The 12,875-nt window shown below is 68.5% G+C and carries 13 protein-coding genes; 5 read left to right on the forward strand and 8 right to left on the reverse strand.

Features of this window, described 5'->3' with window-relative positions; translation table 11 throughout:
* Positions 1-29: 29 nt before the first annotated feature.
* From AAF430_21420 to AAF430_21440, 5 genes are all read left to right on the forward strand, one after another.
* Positions 30-584: an FABP family protein gene (locus AAF430_21420; GenBank protein ID MEM7412807.1), complete on the forward strand. Its 555-nt coding sequence runs from the start codon at positions 30-32 to the stop codon at positions 582-584.
* Positions 585-820: 236 nt separating this feature from the next.
* Complete coding sequence (locus tag AAF430_21425; GenBank protein MEM7412808.1) at positions 821-1,294, forward strand: hypothetical protein; 474 nt, start codon at positions 821-823, stop codon at positions 1,292-1,294.
* The gene (locus tag AAF430_21430) at positions 1,291-1,902 is read left to right on the forward strand and encodes a hypothetical protein (GenBank protein MEM7412809.1); all 612 of its coding nucleotides are present in this window, start codon (positions 1,291-1,293) and stop codon (positions 1,900-1,902) included. Before AAF430_21425 ends, AAF430_21430 begins: the two co-directional genes overlap by 4 nt.
* Positions 1,899-2,576 carry an ABC transporter ATP-binding protein gene (locus AAF430_21435; GenBank protein ID MEM7412810.1) on the forward strand — a complete coding sequence of 226 codons (678 nt, stop codon included), beginning with the start codon at positions 1,899-1,901 and terminating at the stop codon, positions 2,574-2,576. The genes AAF430_21430 and AAF430_21435 overlap by 4 nt, the downstream gene beginning before the upstream one ends.
* Positions 2,573-3,829 carry an FtsX-like permease family protein gene (locus tag AAF430_21440; GenBank protein MEM7412811.1) on the forward strand — a complete coding sequence of 419 codons (1,257 nt, stop codon included), beginning with the start codon at positions 2,573-2,575 and terminating at the stop codon, positions 3,827-3,829. Before AAF430_21435 ends, AAF430_21440 begins: the two co-directional genes overlap by 4 nt.
* 42 nt (positions 3,830-3,871) lie before the next feature.
* On the opposite strand, the gene zigA is transcribed toward AAF430_21440, so the two are convergent.
* The 8 genes from zigA to AAF430_21480 all read right to left on the reverse strand — a co-directional run bounded on the left by zigA (position 3,872) and on the right by AAF430_21480 (position 12,809).
* A complete protein-coding gene (gene zigA, locus AAF430_21445) occupies positions 3,872-5,104 on the reverse strand; it encodes a zinc metallochaperone GTPase ZigA (GenBank protein MEM7412812.1) in 1,233 nt (410 codons plus the stop codon).
* 72 nt (positions 5,105-5,176) lie between these two features.
* The gene (locus AAF430_21450; GenBank protein ID MEM7412813.1) at positions 5,177-6,364 is read right to left on the reverse strand and encodes an iron-containing alcohol dehydrogenase; all 1,188 of its coding nucleotides are present in this window, start codon (positions 6,362-6,364) and stop codon (positions 5,177-5,179) included.
* Between the two features lie 16 nt (positions 6,365-6,380).
* Entirely contained in the window at positions 6,381-7,193 is an 813-nt protein-coding gene (locus AAF430_21455; GenBank protein ID MEM7412814.1) for a coniferyl-alcohol dehydrogenase, read from the reverse strand.
* Between the two features lie 159 nt (positions 7,194-7,352).
* On the reverse strand, positions 7,353-8,573 hold the full coding sequence (locus tag AAF430_21460; GenBank protein MEM7412815.1) for an FAD/NAD(P)-binding protein: 1,221 nt from the start codon (positions 8,571-8,573) through the stop codon (positions 7,353-7,355).
* Positions 8,573-9,640 (reverse strand): GTP-binding protein, encoded by a 1,068-nt coding sequence (locus AAF430_21465; GenBank protein ID MEM7412816.1) that lies wholly within the window; start codon positions 9,638-9,640, stop codon positions 8,573-8,575. Before AAF430_21465 ends, AAF430_21460 begins: the two co-directional genes overlap by 1 nt.
* A 187-nt stretch (positions 9,641-9,827) precedes the next feature.
* Complete coding sequence (locus AAF430_21470) at positions 9,828-11,207, reverse strand: phosphotransferase family protein (GenBank protein MEM7412817.1); 1,380 nt, start codon at positions 11,205-11,207, stop codon at positions 9,828-9,830.
* Entirely contained in the window at positions 11,204-11,620 is a 417-nt protein-coding gene (locus AAF430_21475; protein ID MEM7412818.1) for a nuclear transport factor 2 family protein, read from the reverse strand. Before AAF430_21475 ends, AAF430_21470 begins: the two co-directional genes overlap by 4 nt.
* Before the next feature lie 19 nt (positions 11,621-11,639).
* Positions 11,640-12,809, reverse strand: a complete 1,170-nt coding sequence (locus tag AAF430_21480) for an amidohydrolase family protein (GenBank protein MEM7412819.1) — start codon at positions 12,807-12,809, stop codon at positions 11,640-11,642.
* Positions 12,810-12,875: the final 66 nt, after the last annotated feature.

The following is a 12,875-nucleotide window of genomic DNA, read 5'->3' on the forward strand; positions in this document are numbered from 1 at the left end:
CCGTCCCAACCACGAGAGGAGAGGAACCCATGGCTCACGAAGAACTCGGACCGCTCGCCGGTCTCGTCGGCACCTGGCGCGGCGATCAGGGCGTGAACGTCTCCTACGACTACGCCCAGGAGAAGATCATCGAGGAGACCTACACGGAGGAGATGACCTTCAAGGTCGTTGGCGACGTCGACAACGGTGCCCAGAAGATCTGGGTGATCGACTACATCACGGCCGCGAAGCGCACGGGCTCGGACGAGGTCTTCCACACCGAGCTCGGTTTCTGGGGGTGGGACCCGGTCCGCAAGGAGGTGATGCGCTGCTTCATGGTGCCGCGCATGTCGACCATCCTCGCCGGCGGCACCTGCGAGCCCGACGCGAAGACGTTCTCGATGAGCGCCAAGGCCGGCGCCGGTGACTGGGGCGTGCTCTCGAACCCCTATCTCATCGAGAACGCGAAATGCACCCGCTACGAGTCGAGCTACACGCTCGACGGCGATACCTTCTCCTATGAGGAGAACACGGTCATGGACATGAAGTCCCTCGGCGGCAAGTCGATGGACCACACCGACCGGAACACGCTCACCCGCTGCTGAGCGCGTCGCAGCGCCACGCCTTCCCGGGGTGCTGCGTCCCGATTCGCGCCACGGTCGAACGTTCGAGGAATGCTGCCAGCGATCGCCAGGGGCTCGAGTCCCGCCGTTCTCGTGCCGATGAAACCTTCGAGACCCGCTCCCCAGGGTCTCCGCGTCCTCCCGGTTTTCCGCCCATGGGCTCGACGATCGCCATGAATCCTCGGACACGGAGAAAGCCCCGGCTCGCCACGGCGCTGGTGGCACAAGCTGCGGCTGCCGCGCTGTGGGCCGCTGCTGCGGCGGCCAGCGGGGCGCACGGCCACCACGACCACCACCACCACCACGTCGCACCGCACGGCGGCACATTGGTCGTGCTGGGCGAGGAGTTCGCCCATCTCGAGTTGGTCGTGGATCGGAAGACCGGAGCCATGACGGCCTACGTCCTGGACGGCGAGGCCGAGCGCGGCGTGGCCATTTCGCAGACCCTGCTCGAGATCGATGCGGCGCCGAGCGGTGGGGATCCCTTCACCGTGCAGCTGGCGCCGGTCGAGAACGTCCTCACCGGCGAGACGAGCGGCAACACCTCCCAGTTCGCCGGAGAGGCGGACCCGCTGAAGACGCTACGTCGCTTCGAGGGCGAAGTCCGCCAGATCGAGGTCCGCGGGCAGCGCTTCGAAGCCGTCGCGTTCCGGTTCCCGGAAGGCAACGAAGACGGGGAGGATGCCAGGTGACGGGGGAGGCTCCTCCCGCCGCGCAGACGCGGCAGGAACGTCCGCTCGTCCGACGCGGGTTCAAGTACGCGCTCGTCGCCACCTATCTGGGGTGGCTCGTGTTCGTGCCCGAGTGGGCCTTCCTCGGTTTCCGGAGTGGGCCCGTGGCCGAGGAGGCGACGCTCGAGCAGAGCGAGGCCGAGCGCTACCCGCCGATCTCCTGGGAAACGCTCGGCGGCTTCCCCTACGAGTTCGAGGTGCCGGGCACCCTCGACAACATGACGCCCGCGGCCCTCACCGAACGCCACGAGCGCTTGATTCCATCGCACGTGCGCGCGCTCGATCGCCGCACGGTGGCGCTGCGCGGGTACGTGATCCCGATGGTGATCGAGCGGGGTCGCGTCACCGAGTTCATCCTCGCTGCGAAGAACGAGCTCGGCTGCTGTTTCGGGGACGGTCTCGCCATGAACCAGTGGGTGCGCGTCGCCGTGCCCGAGGGGGAGAAGGTCGAGTTCGGCAAGCCGAAGCTCGCGACCGTGCTCGGCGTGCTCGAGGTGGGCGAGGAGGTGCTGGAAGGCACCGTCATGAGCCTCTACCGCATGCACGACGCGACGGTGCGCTCCTGGTGAGCGACGCGCTGCACATCGAAGGGCTCCGCAAGAGCTACGCGACACCCGAGGGCCCTTCCCAGTCGATCATCGACCTGCCGAACCTCGCGATCGCCGAGGGCGAGCACGTCGCGCTGCACGGCCGGAGCGGCTGCGGCAAGACCACGCTCCTGCATCTCATTGCCGGCATCCTCCGCCCCGACGCCGGTCGGATCCGCGTGGCAGGCGAGGAGATCACCGCCTACGGCGAGGCCGACCGCGACCGTCTGCGCGGCCGGCTGGTGGGCTACGTCTTCCAGAGCTTCAACCTGTTGCCCGCCTACTCGGCCCTCGAGAACGTCCTCCTGGCCATGCACTTCGGCGCCGGCGAAGACGAGGAACGCGCTCGGCATCTGCTCGAGCGCGTCGGACTCGCGGATCGCATGCACTACCGGCCGGGCCAGCTGTCCCTGGGCCAGCGACAACGGGTGGCCGTCGCCCGCGCGCTCGCGAACCGGCCCGCGCTCGTGCTCGCAGACGAACCGACGGGAAACCTCGACCCCGCGAACGCTGCCTCGGCACTCGCATTGCTGCAGGAGACGGCGGCCGAGATGGGCGCGGCGATGCTGCTCGTGAGCCACGACCGCGAGATCCTGGGCGCCTTCGAGCGCTGCGAGCGGTTCGACGAGATCGCGCGCACGAGGGAAACACCGTGAAGGCGGGCCTGGCGCTGCTCGTGCGTCGCGGCCTGCGCGAGCACGCCTTCTCGAGCGCGATCACCGTCGCGTCCGTCGGGCTCGCGACCGGTCTCGTCCTCGCCGTCTTCGCGATCCAGGAACAGAGCCTGCGCGCCTTCGCGGGAGGCCCGCTGGGTTTCGACGCGGTCCTCGGGGCGCGCGGTAGCCAGCTCCAGCTCGTCCTGAACGCAGTGTTCCATCTCGAGACATCTCCCGGAAACATCCCGTGGGCGCTCTACGAGGCCGTCTCCGACGATCCGCAGGTCGAGCGGGCGATCCCCTACGCCGTCGGCGACAACTACCGCGGGTTTCGCATCGTCGGCACGGTCCCCGAACTCTTCAGCGACCCGCCCGACGGCAGCGCTTCCCTGCAGATCGCTCCCGGCGGGCGACTCTTCGATCCGAAGCAGCGCGAAGCCTTGATCGGGAGCAGCGCGGCACGAGAGACCGGGCTCGCGCTGGGCGACCGCTTCCATCCCTATCACGGGCTCGTCTTCGACGAGACCGCGCGCCACAACGAGGAGTACGTCGTGGCGGGCATCCTGGAGTCGAGCAACACGCCTGCGGATCGCGTGATCTGGATCCCGCTGGACGGGATCTATCGCATGGCGGGCCACGTGCTCCGTGGTGCGGGCGACGCCTACGAAGCCGCGCCGAACGCCGAGATCCCCGACGAGCACAAGGAGCTGAGCGCGGTGATGCTCGACCTCGCCGCTCCCCAGGCCGGCTTCTTCCTCGACCAGACGATCAACAAGCAGGGGAAGGCAGCGACCCTGGCCTGGCCGATCGGCGGCGTGATGGCCGAGCTCTTCGACAAGCTGGGATGGGCGGTCCGGGTGCTCGGGCTCGTCGCCTATCTGGTCGTGCTCGTCTCGGCCGGCTCTATTCTCGCGAGCATCGTGAACACGATGCAGGAGCGACGTCGTGACTTCGCCGTGCTGCGGGCCCTAGGAGCCCGCCGGAGAACCGTTTCCGCGGCGATCGTCGGCGAGGCCGCCAGCATCGGGGCGCTCGGCGCGGTGCTCGGATTCTTCGTCTACGCGGCGATCTTCGCATTGGCACGCGGGGTGGTGCGCAGTCAGACCGGTGTCGTACTCGACCCCTGGGCGTGGCACCCGGTCTTCGCGATCGCGCCTGTCGCCGTGGTGATCGTCGCGGCTCTCGCCGGCGCGATTCCCGCCCGGCTCGCCTATCGCACCGACGTCGCCACCCACCTGCAGCCGCCGAGCTGACCTGCACGGCGCCGCACACCTCGCAGCGCACCGGGCGGCACCCTATTCAGCGGGCACCTCGAACTCCGGGAACGGGTTCGGAAGCTCGGCCCAGGCCATGCCGTCCGCGTTCGCGAGCCGATCCTCGAGGAGGCAAGCGTCCAGGCGCGCGCGAATCGCGGCTTCGGGCATCTCCTGGCCGATGAAGACGATCTCCTGGGCACGATCGCCGTAGCGCGGGTGCCAGCCCGGCTGCTCGTCCGGACGTTGGCCCTCGGGGTGGCTCCAGTGCTCTCGAGGCACCGACGCCCACCACACCCCGGCCGGGTTCACGTTGCTGACGCCACCGGCCTGCGCCCACTCGTAGGCGACCCGGTGGTCCGCGGCGACCCAGAAGAAGCCCTTCGAACGGAGCACCCCGCGCCAGTTCTCGTCGTCGTGGAGGAATGCCCAGAACTTCTCGGCGTCGAAGGGGTGCGACGTCCGATAGGTGAAGCTCGAAATCCCGTACTCCTCGGTCTCCGGCGTGTGCTCGCCCTGGAGCTCACGAATCCAGCCCGCAGAGCTCGCCGCCTTGTCGTAGTCGAACAGGCCCGTGTCCAGCACGGATCCGAGCGGCACTTGTCCCTGTGTCGCCCGGAGGCGTTTCGCGCCCGGGTTGAGTGCCTTCACGATGGCCTCGACTTCGCGGGCCTGCTCCGGGGTCACGAGATCGAGCTTGTTGAGCACGATGACGTCGGCGAACTCGATCTGGTCGATGAGCAGATCGGTCACGGTGCGGTGATCGTCCTCGCCGAGCGACTCACCGCGGTCCTGGAGCGCCTCGGCGGCGTTGTAGTCGCGGAGGAACGACGCGACGTCCACGACGGTGACCATCGTGTCGAGCCGCGACACCTCTCCCAGGCTCACGCCGTCTTCGTCTTCGAAGGTGAAGGTCTGGGCGACTGGGATCGGCTCCGAGATGCCGGTGGACTCGATGAGGAGGTAGTCGAAGCGGCCTTCCTGCGCGAGCCGTGAGACCTCGGCCAGCAGATCGTCGCGCAACGTGCAGCAGATGCAGCCGTTCGACATCTCGACGAGCTTCTCTTCGGTCCGCGAGAGCGCTGCGCCGCCGCGCTCGACGAGAGCGGCGTCGATATTGACCTCGCTCATGTCGTTCACGATCACCGCGACGCGCCGCCCCTCTCGGTTGTTGAGGACCTGATTGAGCAGCGTGGTCTTGCCGGCTCCGAGGAAACCGGAAAGAACGGTGACCGGAAGGCGCGGCGCTTCGGCGGTGTCTTGTGTCGTCGTCATCGAGTCCTCGTCGGCGTGGCTTGGCAACTCAGTGCCATCTGGCTCCCTCGAGTTCCCGACCGGACGACCCGTTCACATCGCGCGCTCGTAGAGCGCCTGCACGTCTTCGCGGTTCGGGTAGCGCGGCGTGTTCAAGATGATCATGTCCCGCAGCGCATCCGTGGTCAGGGCGTCGACGTCGGCCGGTGACGCACCGAGGTCGCTCAGGCGGCGATCCGTTCCGACGCTGGACGAGAGCTTCTCCACCGCTTCGATCGCGGCGTGCGCGTCGGAGGCCGCACCGAGCGCGAGACCGATGTCGGCGTAGCGCTCCGTGACGGTCTCGAGATTGAAACGCATGACGTGGGGAAGCATGGTGGCGAGGGTCTGACCGTGAGCGACGCCGAAGGTGCCCGAAACCGGGTGCCCGGTGGCGTGGACGAGGCCCAGGAGCGGGCCCGACGAGAACGCGCGGCCGGCGAGATGGGAGGCCATCTGCATCGATGCGCGCGCCTCGACATCCGTGCCGTCGGCGATCACGCGCGGGAGCCACTTTCCGGTGAGCCGGATCGCCTGCAGGGCGAGGCCGTCCGCATAGGGGTTGGCCGCCGTCGAGGTGTAGGCCTCGATCGCGTGAGTCAGGACGTCCATGCCGCAGGCGGCCGTCGCGCCAGCCGGAAGGCCCACCGTCAGCAGCGGATCCAGCACGATGGCCCGCGGCTTCACGTCCGGGTGGCTGAAGGTCAGCTTGCGGTGGTCCGCGCTCCGCGTGATCAGCCCCCCGCCGTTGGTCTCGGAGGCGGTCCCCGAGGTGGTGGGTACGGCGACCGTGGGCACGCAGGGCGCACTCACGCGGACAGCCGGGGCCAGGGTGGAGAAGTCGATGCGATCCGACGCGTCGAGCTCGGGCGAGAAGGCGAGCGCGGTGTCGTCGACGCCCGACGGCGCGGCCATGGCGATGTACTTGCCACAGTCCATCACCGATCCGCCGCCGACGAGCACCATGACGACCCCTTCGGTGCCGAACTCCCGCAGCGCCGCGACGCCAGCGGCGACGTTCACGTCCGTCGGGTTCGGGTCGACGTCCACGAAGCTCGTCCATTCGAGGTTCGCGCCCGTCAGCGCGTCGGTGACCGTGTCGAGGATGCCGGCACCTTGGACGCCCGAGTCGCTCACGACGAAGGCTCGGCTTCCGCGGGCGCCCACGTGCTGGGCGAGGCTCGAGATGCTTCCCGCTCCGACCGCGGTCACACCCATGGGTTCGAGTTCGAAGGGGGTCATGTCGAAGACTCCTGGTTCAGGCGAGGCCCGAGAAGTCGAGCTGGCCGGTCGTCATGAAGGCGTTGAAGCCCATGTCGACATTCAGGTTCACGCCGTTCACGTAGCGCGACGCGTCCGAGCCGATGAAGGCCAACGTCATCGCGATGTCGCGCGGCGTCGCGATCGTTCCGCCGATCTGATCGATGGTCCAGTTCATCGTCTTCTCGGTCATCGTCTTGTTGAAGTCCGGGAGCAGCGGCGTGTCGATGGGCGCAGGGCACACGCTGTTCGTGCGCACGTGTCGGGCGAGCGTGTCCTTTGCGCTCTTCATCGTGTAGACCTGGACGCACTCCTTCGAGAACGCGTAGCCGTCGCCGACGAGGTCCGCGTGATCCCGGCACCAGCCGAAGAGCTCGTCCCGGCCTTCGATGGCGATGCAGTCGAGGACGTCCTGGAGGTGGCCCGGCCACTGACCGCCGGCGATCGACGCCGTGTTCGCGATCGCGCCGTCCCTGCTGATCTTTGGCAGGAGGCCCTCGGAGAGCTGGCGGAGCCCCAGCCAGTTCACGGCCATCACGTCCTCCACCGGGTTCGTCGCTGCGATCCCGGCGTTGTTGAAGAGCGCGTCGACCGGGCCGTCGATGGCTGCGATGGCCGCATCCACCGACGCGGCGTCGCCCATGTTCGTTTCGATGAATCGGTCGACGGGTCCGTCGGGCGACTTGATGTCGAGCGCGATCACCTCGGGGCGGCCGAGCTCCGCAAGCACGTCGAGGAGCGCCGCACCGACGCCGGAGTAGGCGCCGGTGATCACGACGCGCTTGTTGGAGTAGTCGAAGCAATGAGACATGAGGATCTGGACTCCCGTCGTGGGCCGTCTCCGGCCAATGTGGACCCGTGGGAACCTGGCACGACGGGATCTGGCTGTCGCCAGGCCGCCTCGTGCCTTCGGCCCCGAGACTCGGTGCCGTCCGGGGCTGCGGAGTTCCGATCCCGACGAGGGACGGGGTCAGGCGGCCGAGCGCGCCTCGATCGCCACCGCTGCGAGCCGCTCGCCGGCCCGCTGAGCGCCGGAGAGGTTTCGCGAGACGGGTCCGAGCTCGAGCTCTGCGAGCGGGCCGGTCACGAAGAGCTGGCGGTGCCAGCGCAGCTCCCGGTCGAGGATCGGGTAGCCGCAGTCTGCGCAGGGCAGGTCGAAGGCCTCGATGGCTTCATCGAGCCAGCCGCCACCGGGGCGCCGGAACGGGAAGCCCGTCGCGAGAACGACCCGGTCCACGGGGACTTCCTTCCCCTCGAGCTCGAGCGCGACGCCCTGCTCCGTGATGCGCGCGGCCGAGACCTCGCTTCCCTCGATGAGCTCGAGGGTCCCCTCGTTCTGAGCGCCGCGCAGCGCGAGGTGCACGTCTCGCGGCATCGATCCACGATGCCGTGCCGCCCGGATCTGCGCGCGACGTTCGTTGGGATCCTGGATCCGGGCGAATGCCGCCATGTTCTTCGGCCCGAGCCAACCCGGGTCGCTGTCGAACTGGTGAATGCGCAGCGCGTGTCGCGAGACGAGGATCACGCGCCGGCCCTTCTGGACGAGCCGGAGCGCCAGTTGGGCTCCCGAGATGCCGGCCCCGACGACGGCGATCGCGGTGTCGCCCGGCGCGTCCTCCAGCTCGAAGCCCGGGTCGAACAGGTGTCGAATGCGGCCCCGAGCCTCGGTGTCGGAGTCGAGTGCGCGCCGCGCCCAGTCGGGCCACGCCGGCTCCTGTGGTGCGCCGATCGCCAGGATGACGTTGCGCGCCCGCAGCTCTCCATCCTGTCCGGCGCCTGTCGGGTCCTCGAACCCTACCCGGACGCTCGGTTCCGAGAGATCGAGATGTCGGGCCCGACCCCGCACGTGGAGCGAGTGGAGCTCGTTCCGCTCGATCACGTCGTCGCAATGGAGATCGAAGAGTTCGAGCGCCGGGCGCGCGTAGGGCCGCGTGAAGGGTTTCCCGACGCGTCGGCCCCCGCGGCTCGCGAAGTGCGAGAGCGAGGTCGAGGACACGTCGATGTGGTGGACGCTCGGCGAGCGCAGGAACTGCATCCCCGTGTTCCGGGTGGAGCGACGCCACCGCGCCAGCAGCCGCTCTTCGTCGTCGACGATGCGGATCGAGTCGCGGGGGACACCCCCGTCCTCGAGCAACCGGAGCGCCACGTGGACGCCGTGCGGGCCGCCGCCGACCACGAGCCAATCGAGCATCACTGCAACCGGGTGACGGGGTTCGCCAGCGCTTCGGCGTCAGTTCCGGGCGCCGTGGCGAGCGCCACGGCGACATCGTCCTCGGCGACCAGGCACGCGTCGAGTCCCGCACAGAGGCGATCGGGGTCCAGGTCGATGCCCGAGAACACCAGCTCCTGGCGTCGATCGCCGAAGCGCGGGTGCCAGCGTTCGAGAAGCCGCTTGCGCTGCGAGGCACAGCGCGGCCAGGTGCCCTCGGGCCGACTCGCCCACCAGCGGCCCGCCGGAAAGATCCGGTGGACCGCACCGGCACACGAATACCCGAAGCTCAGATCCGGTTCGGTCGCCATCCACACGTTTCCCTTGCCGCGCACGAGCTCCTTCGGCGGGTCCTCGAGCCAGTTTCCGAAGCGGATCGGATCGAATGGGCGCGCGCGGTGGTAGACGAAGAGATCCGATCCGCGCGTCGGTACACGCTCGCCTTGCAGGACCTCCAGCCAGGGCGGGACGACCGGCGCGTGATGCGTCTCCGACGCACTCGGCTCGAAGTCGATTCGGTGGGAAGGAAACCGCGCGGCCTCCGGGTTCAGCAACGCGAGAGAGCGCGCGACCGCGTCGGGGAGCGGAGCCGCACCCACGAGCACGAGGTGGGTTGCGGACTCGATCTGCCCGACGAGGATGTCGGCGACGGTGCGCCCGTCGAACGGGCTCTGCCCCCAGCCGAGCTGCGACAGCGGCACGGCGGAGGCCAGCTGCTCCGCCGCGCGATCCGCGTCGACGAAGGTCGAGACGCCCTCGATGTGGGCGGGGCGACCAAAGCGATTCGAGAGGAAGTCGCAGTCGATCCAGTTCTCGACGATCAGCGAGGGTTCGGCAAAGGGTGGGAGCAGAACGCCGATGCGGGTGGCGTTCTGCGCATCGAGCTGGGCCAGAGTGTCCAGCCCGTGGACCGGCAGGAATGCGCGTGCCTGCTCGAAGCCGCGTTGCACGGCGGCCGTGGGCAGGCCGACGAGCAGGTGGACGCCAAGAGAAGCCGTGGCGGGGGCCTCGGCGGCCGAACCCGCCTGGAATTTCGTGGAACGATCCATCCGCTGGCTCCGCCCGAATGCCGAGGCACGCGAAAGATGCGTGGACACGGTGAATCGATCGACGGGAGAACCCGCTCGTTCGGCCGAATCCGCTCACCCGTATCGTGAGAGAGGTGCCGATGGCGCCCTCCGGGTTCCGCGGAGCGCGGCATTTTGCGGATTGGATCGGAGGGGGTGGGAGCGAGCGCTATGCGATCGGTTGGCGCACGGCGTGCTCGCCTGCGCCGAGCGCTCCCTGCATCAAGCGCTCCTCGCGTACGGCGTGCCGGTGGAAGTAGCGAACCAGCCGCTCTTCCTGGTGGTCGGAGAGGGAAGGCGACTCCACGAACTCCTCGAGCTGGGCATTGCCCGTCGCCACGTCTGCGGGACGCTGGCCCAGGAGTGCCCCCATCTCCTTAAGCTCGGCCGCCTCGAAGGCGGGCCCGAGCCGCTCGATATTCCTGGCGTAGGTCGCCAGCCGCCGCGTCAGGCCGACGCGGTAGCTGTGGAACGCGTCTTCCACCATGCCGGGGATCGCATTCTCGAGCTCGTGCTCGAGGATCTCGAAGACCGGTGCGCGCAGACTCGCCGGTGGCTCCTCGGGCGCGTAGGGTTCGAGCTCGATTCCCGCCGCCTCGGCGAGCGCCTCGGCGACGCCGCGCTGGTAGCTCACGTCCTGGGCGTACCACTCGGCGTGGTCGAGGGACGGGTGCATGCTGTGGACCGGGCCGGCCAGCGCTAGCGGCGTGATCAGCATCGCTTTGACGGTGTAGTAGCGGAGCCGCGGTAGATCGACCGGCAACCCGCTGTACTCCGCGTAGTACGCGAACCACTTCTTCAGATCTGCGCCCGGGTTGTACCAGTCGCGAGTCCGGATCTGAGCGAGGTCGAGCATCGGGTCGCCCAGGTGGGCGAACTCCCAATCGATGATGCCCGTCAGTGCGCCACCTTCGAAGAGAAACTGCCCCGGGCCGGTATCCCCCTGGATCAGCACCGCGCGCTCGGGCATCGCGGGAACGTGCCCGTGCAGCCAACGCAGTGCGAAGCGCACCAGCGGCACCGGGCGCTTGGCGCCGTACTGGAACGCCTTCTCCCAGTGGGCGAGATCATTCAGCGCGAACTCGTCCTGCGTCTTCGGAGCCCGGAGTCCCCGCGATTCGAAGCGACCGACGTCGAGTGCATGCACCTTCGCGATCTCGGCCACGAAGGCGCGGTCGATGGCATCTCGCCGCGCTTCGTCGTCGATCGCGGCGTAGTCGAAGTCGCCGGGGAGACACTCGAGCAGGAGGCACTCCGGATCGGGGCAGAGCCCGAGTGGCTCGGGAACCGCGATCCCGGCGGCGTGGAGCTCCTGCAGTACCGCGTGTTCGGCCGAGAGCGAAAACGGCCCGCCGCTCCCCATGCCGCGGCTCATGCGGGCGTAGAGGCGCTTCGCTTCGCCGCCGGGTGTCTCGACTTCTACGAAATAGGCGGGACGACCCCCGCTCCGGCGGTCCCCCTGGCGATCGCACGAGGTCACGCGCCCACCGAGCAAATCCTCGATCCACGGCAGCAGTCCCTGATGCTGCGCGTCGACCGAGCCGCTCAAGCGAAGAACTCGGCCGCGTAGCGGGTGTCGACGTGCTCGCGCAGCTCGCGGATCTTCTCGCCCTCGAACTCGAAGACGAACACGTAGACGTTCTCGTAGGCGCGTCCGTCGACGCCTTTCGCGGTCACGCGCGCCTCCGCCATGACCGCATTGCTCTCCGCGACGAGCAAGCCGAGGCTCACTCGCTGGCTCCCCGGGACGAAGGTGTTACCGACGGCCGAGAGCATCGTGTCGAAGACCCGCTCCGCCCCGCGGTGGGTTCCCGCGTGAAGGGCTGCACCGGCCGGGACCACCCAGGCGAGGTCGGGGGTGCAGAGCTCCCCCAACGCCTTGCGATCGCCCCGGCCGAGCGCGGCGAAGAACGCGTGGACCGCGGTCTTGTTCCGATCCGTCGTCGCTTCGCTGCCCGTCATGACGCTCTGCCCTCCCGGACTAGATCTCCACGTTGTAGAGCCGGGCCGGGGTGTCCTGGAGGACGCCGCGCACCACGGCCTCATCGACGCCCGCGAGCGCTTCCTCGGCGTAGTCCGCGGGTCGGATGGCCGAGCTATTGGGGCTCGGGTACTGGCTGGTCGGGTGCGGGTAATCGGTCTCCCACATCAGGTTGTTCGGGAACGCCTCGAGCGCCGACTCGACCTCGCGCCGCTCGAACCAGAACGAGCCGTAGACCTGGCGCTTGAAGTACTCGGAGGGCAGCAGGTCGTACTCGGGGTGTTCCTTCGCGACGTCGCCATTGGTCCACTGCCAGTCGAACATCTCGAGCACGCAGGAGATCCAACCCACACCGCTCTCCACCGAAACGAAGTCGAGCTTCGGGAAGCGCGCGCAGACGCCGCCGAAGAGCAGGTTCGCCAGGCAGTTCTGATTGTCGAGCAGCGCCAGCGAGCCGCCGCGGGCGAAGTTCGCCTTCATGCCCATTTCAGAGGCGTCGTTCATGATGTCGCTGATGTCGCCCGAGCCGATGTGGAAGCTGATCGGGAGGCCGGCTTCCTGGCTGGCCGCCCAGATCGGGTCCCAGTGCTTGTGGGCGAGGGGCGGCTCGCCGAAGGTCTCGGGCCGGCTGCCGAAGAGCACGGCGCGGTGGCCTTTCGCGGCGGAGCGATGGATTTCCTTCACGGAAGCCTCGATGTCCCAGAAGGGCAGCGCCATCACCGGCAACAGCCGGTTCAGGTCTTCGCTCGACCAGTCCACCAGGAAGTCGTTGTAGGCCGTCACGCACTCGAGCATCAGCTCGGGTTCCTCGAGCTTGAGGAAGCCGCCCGAGCCGAAGCCGCCCAGGTTCGGGTAGAGGACCATCCCGTGGATGTTCTCTTCGTCCATCAGCGCGAGCCGGGCCTTCGCGTCGTAGGAGGCCGCGGGAATGTCGGCATATCCCATCGGAACGTTCGGGTACGTGTCGTCGTGGCCGGCCATGGTGTAGAAGCCGGGGCCACCGGCGGGGTCGTCACCGATGAACCACATGTCGCGGCCCTCGATCTGGCGGATGTGCGGGATCTTGTTGCCCCACTTGCTGGCGACGCGGTCGGTCCAGACGTTCGCCGGCTCGGTGATATGGGTGTCGACGTCGATGACCTTGTACTTCTCGAAGAGCTTCTGGCTCATGGGTTGGGCTCCTTGATCGTTCGGTGATGCGCTGGCCCACGACAGGGGGCCTGGCGCTCTAGAGAG

Source organism: Myxococcota bacterium, assembly GCA_039030075.1.
Lineage (GTDB): Bacteria > Myxococcota_A > UBA9160 > UBA9160 > SMWR01 > JAHEJV01.

Excerpts from the sequence above, each read along its gene's own strand:
- AAF430_21475 (MEM7412818.1), bottom strand. The coding sequence starts at position 11,620 with ATGACGGGCAGCGAAGCGACGACGGATCGGAACAAGACCGCGGTCCAC.
- AAF430_21460 (MEM7412815.1), bottom strand. The coding sequence starts at position 8,573 with ATGCTCGATTGGCTCGTGGTCGGCGGCGGCCCGCACGGCGTCCACGTG.
- zigA (MEM7412812.1), bottom strand. The coding sequence starts at position 5,104 with ATGACGACGACACAAGACACCGCCGAAGCGCCGCGCCTTCCGGTCACC.
- AAF430_21455 (MEM7412814.1), bottom strand. The coding sequence starts at position 7,193 with ATGTCTCATTGCTTCGACTACTCCAACAAGCGCGTCGTGATCACCGGC.
- AAF430_21480 (MEM7412819.1), bottom strand. The coding sequence starts at position 12,809 with ATGAGCCAGAAGCTCTTCGAGAAGTACAAGGTCATCGACGTCGACACC.
- AAF430_21450 (MEM7412813.1), bottom strand. The coding sequence starts at position 6,364 with ATGACCCCCTTCGAACTCGAACCCATGGGTGTGACCGCGGTCGGAGCG.
- AAF430_21465 (MEM7412816.1), bottom strand. The coding sequence starts at position 9,640 with ATGGATCGTTCCACGAAATTCCAGGCGGGTTCGGCCGCCGAGGCCCCC.
- AAF430_21420 (MEM7412807.1), top strand. The coding sequence starts at position 30 with ATGGCTCACGAAGAACTCGGACCGCTCGCCGGTCTCGTCGGCACCTGG.